Annotated in this window: 17 protein-coding genes; 7 read left to right on the top strand and 10 right to left on the bottom strand. The window is 71.1% G+C overall.

Features of this window, described 5'->3' with window-relative positions:
- Positions 1 to 2: 2 nt before the first annotated feature.
- A complete protein-coding gene (locus tag ACFZP7_RS09275; RefSeq protein WP_019331144.1) occupies positions 3 to 842 on the top strand; it encodes a carbohydrate ABC transporter permease in 840 nt (279 codons plus the stop codon).
- A 65-nt stretch (positions 843 to 907) separates the two neighbouring features.
- Here the strand turns inward: ACFZP7_RS09275 and eno are convergent, their stop codons facing one another.
- Positions 908 to 2185, bottom strand: coding sequence for a phosphopyruvate hydratase (gene eno, locus ACFZP7_RS09270; protein ID WP_019331143.1), 1278 nt, complete (start codon positions 2183 to 2185; stop codon positions 908 to 910).
- A gap of 183 nt (positions 2186 to 2368) precedes the next feature.
- Between eno and ACFZP7_RS09265 the strand changes: the two genes are divergently transcribed.
- Positions 2369 to 2791 carry a MarR family winged helix-turn-helix transcriptional regulator gene (locus ACFZP7_RS09265; RefSeq protein ID WP_385634203.1) on the top strand — a complete coding sequence of 141 codons (423 nt, stop codon included), beginning with the start codon at positions 2369 to 2371 and terminating at the stop codon, positions 2789 to 2791.
- Between the two features lie 94 nt (positions 2792 to 2885).
- Here ACFZP7_RS09265 and pgl read toward each other — a convergent pair whose 3' ends face one another.
- The 5 genes from pgl to tkt are packed head-to-tail and all read right to left on the bottom strand — an operon-like array spanning position 2886 to position 9493.
- Entirely contained in the window at positions 2886 to 3668 is a 783-nt protein-coding gene (gene pgl, locus ACFZP7_RS09260) for a 6-phosphogluconolactonase (RefSeq protein ID WP_029394667.1), read from the bottom strand.
- Entirely contained in the window at positions 3665 to 4729 is a 1065-nt protein-coding gene (gene opcA, locus ACFZP7_RS09255) for a glucose-6-phosphate dehydrogenase assembly protein OpcA (RefSeq protein WP_019331140.1), read from the bottom strand. The genes pgl and opcA overlap by 4 nt, the downstream gene beginning before the upstream one ends.
- Positions 4726 to 6249, bottom strand: coding sequence for a glucose-6-phosphate dehydrogenase (zwf, locus tag ACFZP7_RS09250; RefSeq protein WP_086875417.1), 1524 nt, complete (start codon positions 6247 to 6249; stop codon positions 4726 to 4728). The genes opcA and zwf overlap by 4 nt, the downstream gene beginning before the upstream one ends.
- 3 nt (positions 6250 to 6252) lie before the next feature.
- Positions 6253 to 7371, bottom strand: a complete 1119-nt coding sequence (gene tal, locus ACFZP7_RS09245; protein WP_019331138.1) for a transaldolase — start codon at positions 7369 to 7371, stop codon at positions 6253 to 6255.
- Between the two features lie 34 nt (positions 7372 to 7405).
- Positions 7406 to 9493 (bottom strand): transketolase, encoded by a 2088-nt coding sequence (gene tkt / locus ACFZP7_RS09240; protein ID WP_125535926.1) that lies wholly within the window; start codon positions 9491 to 9493, stop codon positions 7406 to 7408.
- Between the two features lie 358 nt (positions 9494 to 9851).
- Between tkt and ACFZP7_RS09235 the strand changes: the two genes are divergently transcribed.
- From ACFZP7_RS09235 to ACFZP7_RS09225, 3 genes are all read left to right on the top strand, one after another.
- On the top strand, positions 9852 to 10820 hold the full coding sequence (locus ACFZP7_RS09235) for a heme o synthase (RefSeq protein ID WP_203613858.1): 969 nt from the start codon (positions 9852 to 9854) through the stop codon (positions 10818 to 10820).
- A gap of 83 nt (positions 10821 to 10903) precedes the next feature.
- On the top strand, positions 10904 to 11248 hold the full coding sequence (locus ACFZP7_RS09230) for a hypothetical protein (protein ID WP_029394171.1): 345 nt from the start codon (positions 10904 to 10906) through the stop codon (positions 11246 to 11248).
- A 79-nt stretch (positions 11249 to 11327) separates the two neighbouring features.
- A complete protein-coding gene (locus ACFZP7_RS09225; RefSeq protein ID WP_030976819.1) occupies positions 11328 to 12485 on the top strand; it encodes an amidohydrolase family protein in 1158 nt (385 codons plus the stop codon).
- Positions 12486 to 12498: 13 nt separating this feature from the next.
- Here ACFZP7_RS09225 and ACFZP7_RS09220 read toward each other — a convergent pair whose 3' ends face one another.
- The 4 genes from ACFZP7_RS09220 to ACFZP7_RS09205 form a co-directional block, all read right to left on the bottom strand.
- Positions 12499 to 13506, bottom strand: coding sequence for a heme A synthase (locus ACFZP7_RS09220; protein WP_029394172.1), 1008 nt, complete (start codon positions 13504 to 13506; stop codon positions 12499 to 12501).
- 55 nt (positions 13507 to 13561) lie between these two features.
- Positions 13562 to 14335, bottom strand: coding sequence for an ABC transporter permease (locus tag ACFZP7_RS09215; RefSeq protein ID WP_019329244.1), 774 nt, complete (start codon positions 14333 to 14335; stop codon positions 13562 to 13564).
- Positions 14332 to 15255: an ABC transporter ATP-binding protein gene (locus tag ACFZP7_RS09210; protein WP_031017190.1), complete on the bottom strand. Its 924-nt coding sequence runs from the start codon at positions 15253 to 15255 to the stop codon at positions 14332 to 14334. The genes ACFZP7_RS09215 and ACFZP7_RS09210 overlap by 4 nt, the downstream gene beginning before the upstream one ends.
- Before the next feature lie 84 nt (positions 15256 to 15339).
- A complete protein-coding gene (locus tag ACFZP7_RS09205; protein WP_019329246.1) occupies positions 15340 to 16128 on the bottom strand; it encodes an aminoglycoside N(3)-acetyltransferase in 789 nt (262 codons plus the stop codon).
- A gap of 160 nt (positions 16129 to 16288) precedes the next feature.
- Here ACFZP7_RS09205 and ACFZP7_RS09200 point away from each other — a divergent pair, with 160 nt between their 5' ends.
- Both ACFZP7_RS09200 and sufB read left to right on the top strand, forming a co-directional pair.
- On the top strand, positions 16289 to 17047 hold the full coding sequence (locus ACFZP7_RS09200) for a helix-turn-helix transcriptional regulator (RefSeq protein WP_385634202.1): 759 nt from the start codon (positions 16289 to 16291) through the stop codon (positions 17045 to 17047).
- A complete protein-coding gene (sufB, locus tag ACFZP7_RS09195) occupies positions 17044 to 18465 on the top strand; it encodes a Fe-S cluster assembly protein SufB (RefSeq protein ID WP_019329248.1) in 1422 nt (473 codons plus the stop codon). The genes ACFZP7_RS09200 and sufB overlap by 4 nt, the downstream gene beginning before the upstream one ends.
- The last annotated feature ends 14 nt before the right edge of the window (positions 18466 to 18479 follow it).

Below are 18479 nucleotides of genomic sequence, written 5' to 3'. Positions count from 1 at the left end.
CGATGAACGCCGTCCGGCGGTACTTGGGCAACGGGATCGTCCAGGCATTCCTCGTGCTCGTCGGGCTGGTGTGGATGACGCCGCTGGCCGGGCTGTTCCTGTCCTCGCTGCGGTCCGCCGAGGACACGGCGAAGGGCGGCTGGTGGACCGCCCTGGCCAGCCCGGGGCAGCTCTCCCTGGACAACTACTCGGCCCTGCTCGGCAACTCGGGCATCACCCGGGCCTTCTGGAACACGGTGCTGATCTCCGTACCGACGACCGTGCTCGTCGTGGTCGTCGGGGCGCTCGCCGGGTACGCCTTCGCCTGGCTGGACTTCCCGGGGCGCGAGCCGGTCTTCCTGGTCGTCGTGGCGCTGCTGGTGGTGCCCGTGCAGATCGGACTGCTGCCGGTCGCCAAGCTCTTCGGGCAGCTGGGGCTGTTCGGGACCATCCCGGGTGTGGTGCTCTTCCACGTCGCCTACGGGCTGCCGTTCGCGGTGTTCCTGCTGCGCAACTACTTCGCCGAGATGCCCAAGGAGATGCTGGAGGCCGCGCGCATGGACGGCGGCGACGAGTGGCGGATCTTCACGCGACTGGTGCTGCCGGTGGGGAAGCCGGCCATCGCCAGCCTCGCCATCTTCCAGTTCCTGTGGGTGTGGAACGACATGCTGGTCGCGCTGCTGTTCGCGGACAGCTCGTCGCAGCCGCTGACCGTGGAACTCCAGTCGCAGATCCGGCAGTTCGGCAGCAACATCGACGTGCTGGCGCCGGGGGCGTTCCTGTCGCTGGTGGTGCCGGTGGTGGTGTTCTTCGCCTTCCAGCGGCACTTCGTGCAGGGGGTGATGGCGGGATCCGTGAAGTGAGGGGCCGGAGGGGCGGTGCCGGGTTCGCCGGCACCGCCCCTCCTCCCCGCGCGCGGACGGCCGCGCTAGCGGCGCAGCGCCCGCGCGCCCGCGTACCGTGCGCTGTCGCCCAACTGCTCCTCGATGCGCAGGAGCTGGTTGTACTTGGCGGTGCGGTCGGAACGGGACAGCGAGCCGGTCTTGATCTGCCCACAGCCCGTGGCCACCGCCAGGTCGGCAATCGTGGTGTCCTCCGTCTCGCCCGAGCGGTGCGACATGACGACGGTGTAGCCCGCCCGGTGCGCGGTGCCGACCGTCGCCAGGGCCTCCGTCAGGGTCCCGATCTGGTTGACCTTCACCAGCACCGAGTTGGCGACCCCCTGCGCGATGCCCTCCCGCAGCAGGGTCTCGTCGGTGCAGAACACGTCGTCCCCGGTGAGCTGGCAGCGGGACCCGATCCGTGCGGTGAGGTCCCGCCAGCCCTCCAGGTCGTCCTCGGCCATCGGGTCCTCGATGGAGACGACGGGGTACGCCTCGATCAGCCGGACCAGGTAGTCGGCGTGTTCGGCCGGTGTGCGCCGCACCTTCTCCCCGGCGTAGTCGTAGACGCCGTCGCGGAAGAACTCCGAGGACGCCGGGTCCATGACCAGGCCGACGTCCGTGCCCGGCCGGTACCCCGTGCGCTCGACGGCGGCGACGACGAAGTCCAGGGCCTCCTCGGCGGTCCTGAGCGCGGGCGCGAAGCCGCCCTCGTCGCCCACCCCCGTGGAGTGCCCCGCGGCGAGCAGGTCACCGCGCAGGGTGTGGAAGATCTCCGACCCCATCCGCACGGCCTCGGCGAACGTGTCGGCCCCGATCGGCGCGATCATGAACTCCTGGAAGTCCAGCGGATTGTCGGCGTGGGCGCCCCCGTTGACGATGTTCATCATCGGGACCGGCAGCAGCCGCGCGTCGGACCCGCCGAGGTACCGGTAGAGCGGGAGGCGGTGGGCGGCCGCGGCGGCCTTGGCGCTCGCCAGGGAGACACCGAGGAGGGCGTTGGCGCCGAGCCGGGACTTGGTCGCGGTGCCGTCGGCGGCGACGAGGGCCGCGTCCAGTCCGGCCTGGTCCTCCGCCTCCCGGCCGACGACGACGGCGGCCAGCTCCGTGTTGACGTGCCGCACCGCGCGGTCCACGCCCTTGCCGTGCCAGCGTGCCGGGTCACCGTCGCGCAGCTCGACGGCCTCGCGGGCGCCGGTGGAGGCGCCGGAGGGAACCGCGGCCCGGCCGAGGGAGCCGTCGGCCAGCTCCACGTCCACCTCGACGGTCGGGTTGCCCCTGCTGTCGAGGACGCGGCGGCCGGTGACGGAGGTGATGGCGGTCATGGGAGTCCTTCCCGTTGTCGCGTGCCGGCGCCCGGCTGCGACGTCGGTGGCGCTGGACCCGGCACCGCGAACTCTACAGCAATGCTGTGCAGTATTGCTGTGCAGTTTAGCTGTTCACTTTGGCTGTTCACCTTGGCTGTCCATCTGGGCCGCCGGCCTCCGGGACCTGCGTTAAAGTGCGGTATGCCCCTCCCGGAATCCGCCGCCCTCGCCGCCGAGCTGCGCACAGCGATGGGAAAGCTCACCCGGCGCGTGAAGCGCGAGGACCAGATGCCGCAGGGCCAGGTGGCCGTCCTCGGTGAGCTGGACCGCAACGGCGCCATGACGACCAGTGAGCTGGCGGCCGCCCAGCGGGTGCGTCCGCAGTCCATGGCCCGTGCCGTGGGGCTGCTCATGGAACAGGGGCTGATCACGCGGCGCGCGCATCCGACCGACGGCCGCAAGAGCCTGGTCGAACTGTCGAGCGCCGGGCGGGTGCTCCTGGAGGAGGAGCGGGAGCGCAGGGCCGACTGGCTCGCGCGCGCGATTGAGGCGGAACTGACGGAGGAGGAGCGGGAGTTGCTGGCCCGCGGCATCCGGCTGGTGGAGCGGGTCGCGTCCCACTGATCGCGTCACACGGAACAGGCCCCGCCCGGAGAATCATGACCCGGGCGGGGCCTGTCGGTGAGTCGGCGCGCCCGCGGGGCGCCGCCGGGCCGGACTACGCGGAAGCCGGCGGGTACAGCGACCTCGGCAACCGCGAAGCCGCCGCCGTGTCCAGGAGCCACAGCGTGCGGGACCGCCCCCGCGCACCCGCCGCCGGGGCCTGGATCTCGCCGGCGCCGGAGAGGGCCATCGCCACCGCGTTGGCCTTGTCCTCGCCCGCCGCCAGCAGCCACACCTCGCGGGCGCTGCGGATGGCGGGGAGGGTGAGCGAGACGCGGGTGGGCGGAGGCTTGGGGGAGCCGTGGACGCCGATGACCGTGCGGTCGGTCTCCCGGACGCCCGGGTGCTCCGGGAACAGGGACGCCACATGGGTGTCCGGGCCGACGCCCAGGAGCAGGACGTCGAAGGACGGGACCGCCGCGTGGTTCTCCGGGACGGACGCCTCGGCCAGCTCCCGCGCGTACGCCGCCGCCGCGGCCTCCGCGTCCGAGCCGTGTGGGCCGTCGGAGGCCGGCATCGCGTGCACCCGCTTCGGGTCCAGCGGCACCGAGTCCAGCAGGGCTTCCCGCGCCTGGGTGACGTTGCGCTCCGGGTCGCCCTCGGGCAGGAAGCGCTCGTCGCCCCACCACAGGTCGATGCGGCTCCAGTCCACCGCGTCCCGGGCCGGGGAGCCCGCGATCGCGGTCAGCAGACCGTTGCCGTTGCGGCCGCCGGTGAGGACCACGGACGCCGAACCCCGGGAGGCCTGCGCGTCCACGATCTTCGTGATCAGCCGTGCCGCCGCGGCCTCGGCCATGAGTTCCTTGTCGCGGTGCACGACAAGCTGGGGAGTGCTCACTTCGCCGCCGCCTTCTTCACCGGTGCCTTCTCCTGCGCCGCGTCCTTCGCGGGAGCTTTCGCGGCCGTCTCGACGGGGGCGGGGACGGCGCGGGCCCCGGCGCCGTCACCGGAGTCCCCTTTGGCCGGCTCGCCCGGTGTGCTCAGCCGGTCCACCCCGTAGCGCAGCGCCGAGGCGTAGGTGTCGTCCGGGTCCAGTCGCCGCAGCTCCTCCGCGATCAGCTCGGCCGTCTCGCGCCGCTTCAGCGCCACCGCCCGCGACGGCTGGCCCTTGATGGACAGCGTCGCGAGCGAACCGTCGGCCCGGTCCAGGACGACCGGACCGCAGTCGGTGTCCATGCGGACGGCGGTCAGGCCCGGGCCCTCGGACGAGGTGCGCTGGACCGGGACGTCCAGCCGGTCCGCCAGCCACATCGCCAGCAGCTCGCAGCTCGGGTTGTACGCCTCGCCCTCCACCTCGACCGACCGCACCTCGCAGTCGACCTGGTCCAGGGCGGCCGCCAGCATGGAACGCCACGGCGTGATGCGGGTCCAGGACAGGTCGGTGTCGCCCGGCGCATAGGCGTCGGCGCGGGCCGCCAGCTCCCGGATCGGCTCCTCGCAGGCGTAGGTGTCGGTGACCCGACGCTGGGCCAGGGCGCCGAGGGGGTCCCCGGCCGGGTCCAGCGGCGCGTTCACCGGCCACCACACCACGACCGGCGCGTCCGGCAGCAGCAGCGGCAGCACGACCGACTGGGCGTGGTCGACCACGTCGCCGTACAGGCGCAGCACGATCGTCTCGCCGGTGCCCGCGTCGGCGCCGAGGCGGACCTCCGCGTCCAGACGGGACTTCGTGCGGTCCCGGGGGGAGCGGGAGACGCGCTTGATGACGACGAGCGTGCGCGAGGGGTGCTCGTGCGCGGCGTCGCTCGCGGCCTTCAGCGCGTCGTAGGCGTTCTCCTCGTCGGTGACGATGACCAGCGTGAGCACCATGCCGATGGCCGGGGTGCCGATCGCCCGGCGCCCCAGCACCAGCGCCTTGTTGATCTTGCTGGCCGTGGTGTCCGTGAGGTCTGTCTTCATGGCCGGCGCCAGCTCCGTCCGTCTCGCTCGAGCATTTCGTCCGCCTCGACGGGGCCCCAGGTGCCGGCCGGGTACTGGGCCGGGACGCAGTGCTTGTCCCAGTACTCCTCGATCGGGTCGAGGATCTTCCAGGACAGCTCGACCTCCTCGGTGCGCGGGAAGAGGTTCGCGTCGCCCAGGAGCACGTCCAGGATCAGGCGCTCGTACGCCTCCGGGCTGGACTCCGTGAAGGACTCGCCGTACGCGAAGTCCATCGACACGTCCCGGATCTCCATCGAGGTGCCCGGCACCTTGGAGCCGAAGCGGACGGTGACGCCCTCGTCGGGCTGGACGCGGATGACGATCGCGTTGGAGCCCAGTTCCTCGGTGGCCGTCGTGTCGAAGGGGGAGTGCGGGGCCCGCTGGAAGACCACCGCGATCTCGGTGACCCGGCGGCCCAGCCGCTTGCCGGTGCGCAGGTAGAAGGGGACGCCCGCCCAGCGGCGGTTGTCGATGCCGACCTTGATCGCGGCGTAGGTGTCGGTCTTCGACCGGGCGTCGATGCCGTCCTCTTCGAGGTAGCCGATGACCTTGGCGCCGCCCTGCCAGCCCGCCGCGTACTGGGCGTGCACGGTGTCCCGGCCCAGGTCCTTGGGGAGGCGGACCGCGCCGAGCACCTTGGTCTTCTCGGCGGCCAGCGCGTCCGCGTCGAAGGAGGCGGGCTCCTCCATCGCGGTCAGCGCGAGGAGCTGGAGCAGGTGGTTCTGGATGACGTCGCGGGCGGCGCCGATGCCGTCGTAGTAGCCGGCCCGGCCGCCGATGCCGATGTCCTCGGCCATGGTGATCTGCACGTGGTCCACGTAGGACCGGTTCCAGATCGGCTCGAACATCGTGTTGGCGAAGCGCAGCGCCAGGATGTTCTGGACGGTCTCCTTGCCCAGGTAGTGGTCGATGCGGAAGACCTGGTCCGGGGCGAAGACCTCGTGGACGATCGCGTTCAGTTCCTCGGCCGACTTCAGGTCGTGGCCGAACGGCTTCTCGATCACCGCGCGGCGCCAGGAACCGCTCGACTGGTCGGCCAGCCGGTGCTTCTTCAGCTGCTGGATGACGACCGGGAAGGACTTCGGCGGCACCGACAGGTAGAAGGCGAAGTTGCCGCCCGTGCCCTGCGCCTTGTCCAGGTCCTCGATGGTGGCGCGCAGCCGCTCGAAGGCGTCGTCGTCGTCGAAGGTGCCCTGCACGAAGCGCATCCCCTGGATGAGCTGCTGCCAGACCTCCTCGCGGAACGGCGTGCGGGAGTGTTCCTTGACGGCGTCGTGCACGACCTGGGCGAAGTCCTCGTGCTCCCAGTCGCGGCGGGCGAAGCCGACAAGAGAGAAGCCCGGCGGCAGCAGACCCCGGTTGGCGAGGTCGTACACGGCGGGCATGAGCTTCTTGCGGGAGAGGTCGCCGGTGACGCCGAAAATGACCAGACCCGACGGCCCCGCGATACGCGGGAGCCGTCGGTCTGCGGGGTCACGCAGCGGATTGCTGCTTGACAATTTCTAGCCCTCCGAGGGAGCGAGGCGCTTGAGTTCGGCCTCCGTCGACTTCAGCAGGTCGTTCCAGGAGTCCTCGAACTTCTCGACGCCCTCCTTCTCGAGGAGCTGGACCACCTCGTCGTAGGAGATCCCCAGCTTCTCGACCGCGTCGAGGTCGGCGCGCGCCTGCTCGTAGGTGCCCGCGACGGTGTCGCCGGTGATCTCGCCGTGGTCCTCGGTGGCGAACAGCGTCGCCTCCGGCATCGTGTTCACCGTGTTGGGCGCGACCAGATCGGTGACGTACATGGTGTCGCTGTACGCCTTGTCCTTGACGCCGGTCGACGCCCACAGCGGACGCTGCTTGTTGGCGCCGGCCTTCTCCAGGGCGGCCCAGCGGTCGGAGGAGAAGACCTCCTCGTACGCCTGGTAGGCGAGACGGGCGTTGGCGACGGCGGCCTTGCCGCGCAGCGCCTTGGCCTCGTCGGTGCCCAGCGCGTCGATCCGCTTGTCGATCTCGGTGTCCACGCGGGACACGAAGAAGGACGCCACGGAGTGGATCTCCGACAGGTCCAGGCCGCGCTCCTTGGCCTTCTCCAGGCCGGTCAGGAAGGCGTCCATGACCTTGCGGTAGCGCTCCAGCGAGAAGATCAGCGTGACGTTGACGCTGATGCCCAGGCCGATGGTCTCGGCGATCGCCGGGATGCCGGCCTCGGTCGCCGGGATCTTGATCAGCGTGTTGGGCCGGTCCACCAGCCAGGCCAGCTGCTTGGCCTCGGCGACCGTCGCCTTGGTGTTGTGCGCCAGGCGCGGGTCCACCTCGATGGAGACCCGGCCGTCCTTGCCGCCGGTGTTGTCGAACACCGGGCGCAGGATGTCGGCGGCGTCGCGGACGTCCGCCGTGGTGATCATCCGGATGGCCTCTTCGACCGTGACCTTGCGGAAGGCCAGGTCGGAGAGCTGCTGGTCGTAGCCGTCGCCCTGGGAGATCGCCTTCTGGAAGATCGACGGGTTGGTGGTGACGCCCACGACGTGCTGCTGGTCGATCAGCTCGGCGAGGTTGCCGGACGTGATCCGCTTGCGCGACAGGTCGTCCAGCCAGATCGCGACGCCTTCATCGGAGAGGCGCTTGAGTGCGTCTGTCATGGAAAATGCATCTCCTACGTGTCGTGTGTGAGCGTCAGCGCTGGGCTGCGGCGATCGATTCCCGGGCAGCGGCGGCCACGTTCTCGGCAGTGAAGCCGAACTCCTGGAAGAGCACCTTGCCGTCGGCCGAAGCACCGAAGTGCTCCAGGGAAACGATGCGGCCGGCGTCCCCCACGTACTTGTGCCAGGTCAGACCGATCCCGGCCTCCACCGCGACCCGGGCCTTCACGGACGGGGGCAGGACGCTGTCCCGGTACCCCTGGTCCTGCTGCTCGAACCACTCGACGGACGGCATCGACACCACACGCGTCGGCACACCGTCGGCCTGCAGCGCCTCACGGGCCTCGACGGCCACGTGCACCTCGGAACCGGTGGCGATCAGCACCACCTGCGGCTCGCCGCCCTCGGCCTCGAACAGGACGTAGCCGCCCTTGGCCGCGTCCTCGTTCGGCTCGTACGTCGGCACGCCCTGGCGGGTGAGCGCCAGACCGTGCGGCTGGCCCTTGCCGAACTCCTTCGTCCAGCGGCGCAGGATCTCGCGCCAGGCGATGGCGGTCTCGTTGGCGTCGGCCGGGCGGACCACGTTCAGGCCCGGGATGGCGCGCAGCGAGGCCAGGTGCTCGACCGGCTGGTGGGTCGGGCCGTCCTCGCCGAGGCCGATGGAGTCGTGCGTCCACACGTACGTCACCGGCAGGTGCATCAGCGCCGACAGCCGGACGGCGTTGCGCATGTAGTCGGAGAAGACCAGGAACGTCCCGCCGTAGATGCGGGTGTTCCCGTGCAGCGCGATGCCGTTCATCTCCGCGGCCATCGCGTGCTCGCGGATGCCGAAGTGGATGGTGCGGCCGTACGGGTCGGCCTCCGGCAGCGGGTTGCCCGCCGGGAGGAAGGACGACGTCTTGTCGATCGTCGTGTTGTTCGAGCCGGCCAGGTCGGCCGAGCCGCCCCACAGCTCCGGGATCACCGCGCCGAGCGCCTGGAGCACCTTGCCGGACGCGGCACGGGTGGCGACACCCTTGCCCGCCTCGAAGACCGGGATCTTCTCCTCCCAGCCCTTGGGCAGCTCACCCTTGGCGACGCGGTCGTACTCGGCGGCGCGCTCCGGGTTGTTGTCCCGCCACTGCTGGAAGGACTTCTCCCACACCGCGCGGGCCGCCTGGCCCTTCTCCAGCGCCTTGCGGGTGTGCTCGATGACCTCGTCGGAGACCTCGAAGGTCTTCTCCGGGTCGAAGCCCATGACCCGCTTGGTCGCGGCGACCTCGTCGTCGCCGAGCGCCGAGCCGTGGGCGGCCTCGGTGTTCTGCGCGTTCGGGGCGGGCCAGGCGATGATCGAGCGCATCGCGATGAAGGAGGGGCGGTCGGTGACCTTCTTCGCCTCCTGGATCGCGTCGTAGATCGCGTGCGGGTCCAGGTCGCCGTCCGGCTTCGGGGCGACGCGCTGCACGTGCCAGCCGTAGGCCTCGTAGCGCTTGCAGGTGTCCTCGGAGACGGCGGTCTCGGTGTCGCCCTCGATCGAGATGTGGTTGTCGTCCCACAGCAGGACCAGGTTGCCCAGCTTCTGGTGGCCCGCCATCGAGGACGCCTCGGCGGAGATGCCCTCCTGGAGGCAGCCGTCACCGGCGATGCAGTACACGAAGTGGTCGAACGGGGAGGTGCCCTCGGCGGCCTCCGGGTCGAACAGACCCCGCTCGTAGCGGGCGGCCATCGCCATGCCCACCGCGTTGGCGACACCCTGGCCCAGCGGACCGGTCGTGGTCTCCACGCCGGTGGTGTGCCCGTACTCGGGGTGGCCGGGGGTCTTCGAGCCCCACGTCCTGAAGGACTTCAGGTCGTCCAGCTCCAGGCCGAAGCCGGCCAGGTACAGCTGGGTGTAGAGGGTCAGGGACGAGTGTCCGGCGGACAGCACGAAACGGTCGCGCCCGACCCAGTTCGCGTCGGCGGGGTCGTGCCGCATCACCTTCTGGAAGAGGGTGTAGGCGGCGGGCGCCAGGCTCATCGCCGTACCCGGATGGCCGTTGCCAACCTTCTGTACGGCATCGGCGGCCAGGACGCGGGCGGTGTCCACGGCCCGCTGGTCCAGTTCGGTCCACTCGAGGTCTGTGGTGGTCGGCTTGGTGCTCACCCTGAGTCAGGGCTCCTCTCCACATGTCGGATGCCGGTGCACGTGGCGCCCACCGGCTGCCGGCGCGTCCTGAGTCGGCCGGCCGTTGTTGAGCCTACCCCCGTAAGTACGTGCGTTTTTCCGCTGGAAACCAGACTGCCGGGACTCTTCGGGATCCGCCTGTCGACTGGGCGAAACCGCATTCGGCAAGTGAATACGGGGCCGCTCATCTGACCGCTCAATCGACTCTCCGAACGCACGTCGGAGCGCCCTTCTCAACACGACCCCACCCCCGCGAAGGCCGAGGTATGGGCAACGTCTAAAGTGGCGTGGTACGCGCGAGCCTTTACCGCCACTTCACACGGGGAGGCTTGCTGGGATGTCTCTGTCAGGGGTGTGCGTGACGGCCGTTGAATCCCGTCCTGCGGGGGTAATCGGGACGAGCCAGGGCCCGAGTCACCGGCCGTTCGGGGCCCGTGTCAAGGCGTTCGTGGCGCTGACCAAGCCGCGGATCATCGAGCTTCTGCTGATCACCACCGTTCCGGTGATGTTCCTCGCCGAGCAGGGTGTGCCCGATCTGAAGCTGGTCCTGCTGACCTGCGTCGGCGGCTACCTGTCCGCGGGCGGCGCCAACGCGCTGAACATGTACATCGACCGCGACATCGACGCGCTGATGGACCGGACCTCGCAGCGCCCGCTGGTGACCGGCATGGTCAGCCCGGCCGAATGCCTCGTCTTCGGCATCACCCTGGCCATCGTCTCGACCCTGCTGTTCGGTTTCACCGTCAACTGGCTGTCGGCCTGGCTCTCGCTCGGCGCGCTCCTCTTCTACGTCGTCGTCTACACGATGATCCTCAAGCGCCGGACCTCGCAGAACATCGTCTGGGGCGGCATCGCGGGCTGTCTGCCGGTGCTCATCGGCTGGTCGGCCGTGACGAACTCGATGTCCTGGGCGCCGATCATCCTCTTCGGGGTGATGTTCTTCTGGACGCCGCCGCACTACTGGCCGCTGTCCATGAAGGTCAAGGAGGACTACGCGCGCGTCGGCGTGCCGATGCTCCCGGTCATCGCCTCCAACAAGGTCGTCGCCCGGCAGATCGTCATCTACAGCTGGGTGATGGTCGCCGTGTCGCTGCTGCTCCAGCCGCTGGGCTACACCGGCTGGTTCTACACGGCGGTCGCCCTGGCGGCCGGCGGCATGTGGCTCTGGGAGGCGCACGGCCTGCAGAACCGGGCCAAGGCCGAGGTCACGGGCGCCAAGCTCAAGGAGATGCGGCTCTTCCACTGGTCGATCACCTATGTGTCGGTGCTCTTCCTGGCGATCGCGGTGGACCCCTTCCTGCGCTGAGGTTCCGGACGGGCGGGGTGCGTGGCCAAGGCCACGCACCCCGCCCGTCGCCGTTCGATCTACCCGTCGGTAGCATCCTGTCCATGGCAGACACGCAGCAGGTTGAGACGAAGCCCGACCGCTGGGCCGAGCGCCGGGTGGCCCGGCTGGCCGGGCGCATCGACGCCTTCTCCAAGGCGCACGGCGGCGCCGAGGGCCAGGTGGCCTACCTCGGCGAGCGCGGCGCCCGCATCGTGCTGGTCGGCGCGGACGGCGCCTGGGGCGATCTGGTCGCACGCACCTACGACGGCGCGCTGAAGGCCGTGGAGAAGTCCGGGATCACCGTCCACGAGGACTTCGACGGCGAGTTCGCCGCCAAGGTGACGACGGGCCGCTACGAGTGGTCCCGCATGGCCGGTATCCAGGTCGGCGGCCCGAGCAACACCTGAGACCGGGTTCACCCGTTAGGACCGTAGGAAGCCGCACGGCGTACAGCCGCGCGGCACGGTCCGACCGCGGGGAGTCCGGATGATCGAAACGCCGTCCCTGGTGGACCAGTACTGCCACGGCGTCCTGAGAACGGAGCTGGGCCTCGGCACCTTCGAGGCCCAGCTGGCCCGCACCGAGGGCCCGCCCGCCCCGGGCACCACCCTCTTCGACACCCAGACCGGCTTCGCGGTACGCCGCTGGTGCCCGCCCCTGCTCGGCCTGGAGCCGCACTGCCCGCCCGCCCGCTACCTGGCCCGGCGCCGCGAGCTGGGCGTGATGGAGGCCGACCGCCGGCTGCTGCGCGGCAGCGGCATCACGACCTATCTGGTCGACGCGGGCCTGCCCGGCGACCTGACCGGCCCCGAGGAGCTGGCCTCCGCCGCGGCCGCCGACGCCCACGAGATCGTCCGCCTGGAGCTGCTGGCCGAGCAGGTCGCCGACACCTCCGGCACCGTCGAGTCCTTCCTCGCCAACCTCGCCGAGGCCGTGCACGGCGCGGCCGCCCACGCGGTCGCCTTCACCTCCGTGGCCGGCGTACGGCACGGGCTGGCGCTGGCGCCCGAACCGCCGGGCCCGGGAGAGGTGCGCGGAGCCGCCGCCCGCTGGCTGACCGGCCGGGAGGTCGGCGGGGAGCTGAGCGACCCCGTGCTGCTGCGGCACCTGCTGTGGATCGCCGTCGCCTCGGGCCGGCCGCTCCAGCTCCACGCCGGACTGGGCGAGCCCGGCCTGCGCATCGACCGCACCGACCCGGTGCTGCTCACCGACTTCGTGCGGGCCACCGCCGGCCTGGGCACCGATCTGGTCCTGCTGCACGGCTACCCGTACCACCGCCACGCCGCCCACCTCGCGGGCGTCTTCCCGCACGTCTACGCCGACTCGGGCGCCGCCCTGGTGCGCACCGGCGCCCGCGCGGCGACGGTCCTCGCGGAGATCCTGGAGCTGGCCCCCTTCGGCAAGATCCTGTTCTCCAGCGGCGCGCAGGGCCTTCCCGAGCTGCACGTGGTCGCCGCCCGCCTGTTCCGCGAGGCCCTGGGGCGGGTGCTGGGCACCTGGGTGGCCGAGGGCGCGTGGTCCCTGGGGGACGCGCAGCGGGTGGCGGGGATGATCGCGGCGGGGAACGCGGGGCGGGTGTACGGGCTGGAGGAGCAGGTCCCGGCGCGCCCCGCCGGGAACGTGAGTCCGCTCAGGCCGGGCTGAGCCCGCCCGGTCCTCAGGCCCGGGTGAGCGTCGCCTCGACCGCCGGGCCGGGCAGGCCGGCCGTCTCCTCCGGCCGCTCGCGCAGGGCCAGCAGCACCCGCAGCGTCGCGATCCACACCAGGCACGAGCCGAACATGTGCAGCCCGACCAGGACCTCGGGGAGGTCGGTGAAGTACTGCACGTAACCGATGACACCCTGCGCGAGCAGCACCAGGAACAGGTCCCGGGTGCGGGCCAGGGGGCCCTTGGGCGCGTCGACGGCCTTGAGCACGAACCACAGGGCGAACGTCAGCGTCACCACGACCCACGCCAGCACGGCGTGGACCTTGCTCACCGTCTCCCAGTCGATCGGCATCCGCTCGACCTCGCTGGAGTCGCCCGCGTGCGGGCCCGCCCCGGTCACCACGGTGCCGACCGCGATCAGCAGCACGGAGACGACGACCAGGACCCACACCAACTGCTGGATGGCCTTGCCGACCAGGGGGCGCGGTGCCGCGTCGCCCTCCCGGGTGCGCTGCCACATCACGGTGGCGACCGCGATCAGCGCGGTGGACAGCAGGAAGTGGGCCGCGACCGTGTACGGGTTGAGGCCGACGAGGACCACGATGCCGCCGAGGATCGCGTTGCCCATCACGATCCAGAACTGCGCCCAGCCCAGCCGGGTCAGGCCGCGCCGGAACGGCTTCTGCGAGCGCGCGGCGATGATCGCCCAGCCGACCGCCGCGCACAGCACGTAGGTCAGCAGGCGGTTGCCGAACTCGATGACGCCGTGGACGCCCATCTCGCTGGTGTTGGTCAGCGAGTCCTCGGTGCACTTGGGCCAGGTCGGGCAGCCGAGGCCCGAGCCGGTCAGGCGCACCGCGCCGCCGGTGACCACGATGACCACCGACATGACGAGTGCGACGAGGGCCGCCCGCCGGACCGTCCGGGGATCCGGGGTCCAGCGCGCGGCGATGAAGGCGAGCGGGTTGCGCACGGCGGCTGCGGCGTCGGCGCGGGTCACGTTTGGCACGCCGTCCATCGTAGGGGGCTGCTTGTGCACGCTTTCACGAGGGTCGGTTCCAGGCATCGCGTCCCTACTCCCAGCGGAAGAACTTCCCGGCGGCCGCGATCCCCACGACGCCCCAGACGGCGAGGACGCCCAGGTCGCCCCAGGGCATCGAGGCGCCGTGCTGGAGGACGTCCCGCAGCCCGTCCGACAGGGCGGAGATCGGCAGCAGCCCCAGCACGGTCTGCGCCGCGTCCGGGAACTTGTCCAGCGGCACGATCACGCCGCCGCCCACGAGCAGCAGCAGGAAGACCAGGTTGGCGGCGGCCAGTGTCGCCTCCGCCTTCAGCGTGCCCGCCATGAGCAGCCCGAGGCCCGAGAAGGCGGCCGTGCCGAGGATCAGGAGCAGCAGCACGGCGAACGGGTTGCCCTGCGGCGACCAGCCCAGCGCGAAGGCGATCACGGTCAGCAGGACGATCTGGAGCACCTCGGTGACCAGCACGGCCACCGTCTTCGCGGTCATCAGGCCCCAGCGGGGCAGCGGGGAGGCGGCCAGCCGCTTCAGCACCCCGTACCGGCGTTCGAAGCCGGTGGCGATGGCCTGCCCGGTGAACGCGGTCGACAGCACGGCGAGCGCCAGGATGCCGGGCGCCAGGAAGTCGACGGCCTCTCCCGCGCCGGTGTCGACGATGTCGACGGTGCTGAACAGCACCAGCAGCAGCGTCGGGATGATCACCGTGAGCAGCAGCTGCTCGCCGTTGCGCAGCAGCATCTTCGTCTCGAGCGCGGCCTGGGCGGCGATCATGCGGCCGAGCGGCGCGGCCCCGGGCTTCGGCGTGTACGTACCGGTGCTCGTCGTCATGAGCGCAGTTCCTTGCCCGTGAGTTCCAGGAAGACGTCCTCCAGGGTGTGCCGCTCCACCGAGATCCGGTCCGGCATCACCCCGTGCTGGGCGCACCAGGACGTCACGGTCGCGAGGAGCTGCGGGTCGACCTTGCCGTTGACGCGGTAGGAGCCCGGGGTCAGCTCGGCGGCCGAGGAGTCCGCGGGCAGCGCCTTGAGCAGCGAGGCGACGTCCAGTCCGGGCCGCCCGGTGAAGCGCAGCGTGTTCTCGGCGCCGCCGCGGCACAGCTCCTCGGGGGAGCCCTGGGCGATGACCCGGCCGGCGTCGATGACGGCCACGTCGTCGGCGAGCTGCTCGGCCTCGTCCATGTGGTGGGTGGTGAGGATGACGGACACGCCGTCGGCGCGCAGGTCCCGCACCAGGTCCCAGGTGGCGCGGCGGGCCTGCGGGTCGAGTCCGGCGGTCGGCTCGTCCAGGAACACCAGCTCGGGGCGCCCGACCACGGCCATGGCGAGGGCGAGCCGCTGCTGCTGGCCGCCGGAGAGCCGGCGGTACGCGGTCCGGCCGCACGAGCCGAGGCCCAGCCGTTCGATCAGCGCGTCCACGTCCAGCGGGTGGGCGTGGAGCTTCGCGACGTGGCGCAGCATCTCGTCGGCGCGGGCGCCGGAGTAGACGCCGCCGGACTGGAGCATCACGCCGATCCGGGGCCGCAGCTCGCCGCCCTGCCGTACCGGGTCGAGGCCCAGGACGCGCACCGTGCCGGAGTCCGGCTTCCGGTACCCCTCGCAGGTCTCGACCGTGGTCGTCTTGCCGGCTCCGTTGGGGCCGAGTACGGCGGTGACACCCGTTCGGGCCACCAGGTCGAGGCCGTCCACCGCGGTCTTCGTGCCGTACCGCTTCACCAGGGCCTGGACCTGGACCACGGGCTCGCTTCGCATGGGTCACGAGTCTAGGTAGGCGGGGCGGCGGCCGGGCGCGGGGGTGGCGGAACTCCCTCCCACGGGGAGGCGCGTCCCGGGGGCTCACTCGCGCGGACGGTGCAGCGGCAGCCACCGCTGCGCGTACGCGACCGCGTCGGCCAGCGGGAACAGCCGCGCCACGGCCGCGCCGACCCGCCCGCGCACCACGGGCCGGTCCCGTTCGAAGTCGTGCCCCAGTTCGTCGAACCGCTCGGAGGTGATCGACACCTCGGTCACCCGCTCCCAGCCCACCGGACCCGGGCGCCCCACCTCCACCAGCGGGGAGGGGATGCGGTACTCGGCCAGGTGGAAGCCGGTGCACGCCTCGTAGCCGGCGCCGAGCAGCAGCACCCGGGCGCCCATCCGCTCCAGTGTCGCCAGCGGGCTCCGCTCACCGAGCCGGCAGTCCGTCGCGTGCCCGGCGACGACCTCGGCGGCGCGCGGGCCGAGCGCGGCGAAGGACGTCTGCGGGTGCGCGCTGCGCAGGGCGCCCGGCCAGGTGCGCACGGTCTCGGGGACCACGCCGACCCCGCGCGAGGGCGTGATCAGCGGGTCGTAGGCGGGCATCGCCGCGCGGACGGTGTCCCACCACTCCTCGGGCACCGGCGGGCTGCGCCACAGCGACGGGTCCGACAGGTCGCCGGTCTGGGTGGGGACCACCAGGGTGCCCTCCGGGGCGAGCGCGTCGAGCAGTCCCTGGACCACCGCGACGGGGCCTCCGCAGACCCATCCGAGGGAGCTGAGCGAGGTGTGCACGAGAAGCGTGTCGTCCGTCTTCACACCCAGCTCGCGCAGTCCGGCGGCGATCGTGCCGCGGGTGACGAGTGGGCCGGTGGGAGGGGGTGCGGGCATGCCGGGGAGTGTCCCGCAGCGCCGTCCCGGGCGCCACCGGATTGATCGATCAAAGATCGTTTCCGCAGGTCAGATTAGGTAAACCTAAGTGACGCAGGGCACCGTCCGATGATCCGGACGCGGCTTGCCCGGCTCCGAGGAATTACGCAACAATGGCGTTGTGAAAAACGTTGGCGAGGCTCCGCAGGAGGAACTCGCGACCGGTGAGCGGTCCACCCGCAACCGCGTCGCGCGCTCCATCCTGGACCACGGGCCGTCGACCGTCGCCGAGCTCGCCGGGCGCCTGGGCCTGACCCAGGCCGCCGTCCGGCGCCACCTCGACGCGCTGGTCGCCGACGACGTGGTCGAAGCCCGCGAGCAGCGGGTCTACGGCGCGCGCACGCGCGGGAGGCCGGCCAAGGTCTTCGCGCTCACCGACTGCGGCCGGGACGCCTTCGACCAGTCCTACGACAAGCTGGCCGCCGACGCCCTGCGCTGGATCGCCGAGCAGGAGGGCGGGGAGAAGGCCATCGCCGCCTTCGCCCGCGCCCGGATCGCCGGCCAGGCCGGCGCCTACCGCAAGGCGGTCGAGTCGGCGCCCCCCGAGAAGCGCACGGAAGCGCTGGCCAAGGCCCTGAGCGCGGACGGGTACGCTGCTGTCGCGCGGAGCGCACCCCGGCCCCAGCAGGGCGAGCAGCTGTGCCAGCACCACTGCCCGGTCGCCCATGTCGCCGAGCAGTTCCCGCAGCTGTGCGAGGCGGAGACGGAATTTTTCGCCGAGCTGCTCGGTACGCATGTACAGCGGCTCGCGACCATCGCGCACGGCGACGGGGTCTGCACCACCTTCATTCCGAAGACTTCGCACGCGGCGGACCCGTCGCGCGCGGCCACGAACACCGATAACGCATCTGCAAGCACGGCCGGGAGGAACCCCGCATGACTCTCCCCACGGAGACTGCTCACCCTGAGCTCGAGGGCCTGGGCAAGTACGAGTACGGCTGGGCCGACTCCGACACGGCCGGCGCCTCTGCCAGGCGCGGCATCGACGAGGACGTCGTCCGGGACATCTCCGACAAGAAGTCCGAGCCGGAGTGGATGACCAAGCTCCGTCTCAAGGGCCTCAAGCTGTTCGAGAAGAAGCCCATGCCCAACTGGGGCTCGGACCTGTCGGGCATCGACTTCGACAACATCAAGTACTTCGTGCGCTCCACGGAGAAGCAGGCGGAGTCCTGGGAGGACCTGCCCGAGGACATCAAGAACACGTACGACAAGCTCGGCATCCCCGAGGCGGAGAAGCAGCGCCTCGTGGCCGGTGTCGCGGCCCAGTACGAGTCGGAGGTCGTCTACCACCAGATCCGCGAGGACCTGGAGGAGCAGGGCGTCATCTTCCTCGACACCGACACCGCGCTGAAGGAGCACCCGGAGCTCTTCAAGGAGTACTTCGGCACCGTCATCCCGGCCGGTGACAACAAGTTCGCCGCGCTGAACACGGCCGTGTGGTCCGGCGGCTCCTTCATCTACGTGCCGAAGGGCGTGCACGTCGAGATCCCGCTCCAGGCCTACTTCCGCATCAACACGGAGAACATGGGCCAGTTCGAGCGGACCCTGATCATCGTCGACGAGGGCGCCTACGTGCACTACGTCGAGGGCTGCACGGCTCCGATCTACAAGTCGGACTCGCTGCACAGCGCCGTGGTCGAGATCATCGTCAAGAAGAACGCCCGCTGCCGCTACACGACCATCCAGAACTGGTCGAACAACGTCTACAACCTGGTCACCAAGCGCGCCGTGGCGTACGAGGGCGCGACCATGGAGTGGATCGACGGCAACATCGGCTCCAAGGTGACGATGAAGTACCCGGCCGTCTACCTGATGGGCGAGCACGCCAAGGGCGAGACCCTGTCCATCGCCTTCGCGGGCGAGGGCCAGCACCAGGACGCCGGCGCCAAGATGGTCCACATGGCCCCGAACACCTCCTCCAACATCGTCTCCAAGTCGGTGGCGCGAGGCGGCGGCCGCACCTCGTACCGCGGCCTGATCGAGATCGGCGAGGGCGCCCCGGGCGCCAAGTCCAACGTGCTGTGCGACGCGCTGCTCGTGGACACCATCTCCCGCTCGGACACCTACCCCTACGTGGACGTCCGCGAGGACGACGTGTCCATGGGCCACGAGGCGACCGTCTCCAAGGTCTCCGAGGACCAGCTCTTCTACCTGATGAGCCGCGGCCTGTCCGAGGACGAGGCGATGGCGATGATCGTGCGCGGCTTCGTCGAGCCGATCGCCAAGGAGCTGCCGATGGAGTACGCGCTCGAACTCAACCGGCTGATCGAGCTCCAGATGGAAGGCGCGGTCGGCTAGTCACCGGCCGGGGG

It is taken from the genome of Streptomyces sp. SudanB5_2050, from assembly GCF_964272335.1.
GTDB lineage: Bacteria > Actinomycetota > Actinomycetes > Streptomycetales > Streptomycetaceae > Streptomyces > Streptomyces rochei.
Note: the sequence above shows the minus strand (reverse complement) of the source record. Positions and strands in the feature narration are given on the sequence as shown.

Excerpts from the sequence above, each read along its gene's own strand:
- ACFZP7_RS09275 (WP_019331144.1), top strand. The coding sequence starts at position 3 with ATGAACGCCGTCCGGCGGTACTTGGGCAACGGGATCGTCCAGGCATTC.
- eno (WP_019331143.1), bottom strand. The coding sequence starts at position 2,185 with ATGACCGCCATCACCTCCGTCACCGGCCGCCGCGTCCTCGACAGCAGG.
- ACFZP7_RS09265 (WP_385634203.1), top strand. The coding sequence starts at position 2,369 with ATGCCCCTCCCGGAATCCGCCGCCCTCGCCGCCGAGCTGCGCACAGCG.
- opcA (WP_019331140.1), bottom strand. The coding sequence starts at position 4,729 with ATGAAGACAGACCTCACGGACACCACGGCCAGCAAGATCAACAAGGCG.
- tal (WP_019331138.1), bottom strand. The coding sequence starts at position 7,371 with ATGACAGACGCACTCAAGCGCCTCTCCGATGAAGGCGTCGCGATCTGG.
- ACFZP7_RS09235 (WP_203613858.1), top strand. The coding sequence starts at position 9,852 with ATGTCTCTGTCAGGGGTGTGCGTGACGGCCGTTGAATCCCGTCCTGCG.
- ACFZP7_RS09230 (WP_029394171.1), top strand. The coding sequence starts at position 10,904 with ATGGCAGACACGCAGCAGGTTGAGACGAAGCCCGACCGCTGGGCCGAG.
- ACFZP7_RS09225 (WP_030976819.1), top strand. The coding sequence starts at position 11,328 with ATGATCGAAACGCCGTCCCTGGTGGACCAGTACTGCCACGGCGTCCTG.
- ACFZP7_RS09220 (WP_029394172.1), bottom strand. The coding sequence starts at position 13,506 with ATGGACGGCGTGCCAAACGTGACCCGCGCCGACGCCGCAGCCGCCGTG.
- ACFZP7_RS09215 (WP_019329244.1), bottom strand. The coding sequence starts at position 14,335 with ATGACGACGAGCACCGGTACGTACACGCCGAAGCCCGGGGCCGCGCCG.
- ACFZP7_RS09210 (WP_031017190.1), bottom strand. The coding sequence starts at position 15,255 with ATGCGAAGCGAGCCCGTGGTCCAGGTCCAGGCCCTGGTGAAGCGGTAC.
- ACFZP7_RS09205 (WP_019329246.1), bottom strand. The coding sequence starts at position 16,128 with ATGCCCGCACCCCCTCCCACCGGCCCACTCGTCACCCGCGGCACGATC.
- sufB (WP_019329248.1), top strand. The coding sequence starts at position 17,044 with ATGACTCTCCCCACGGAGACTGCTCACCCTGAGCTCGAGGGCCTGGGC.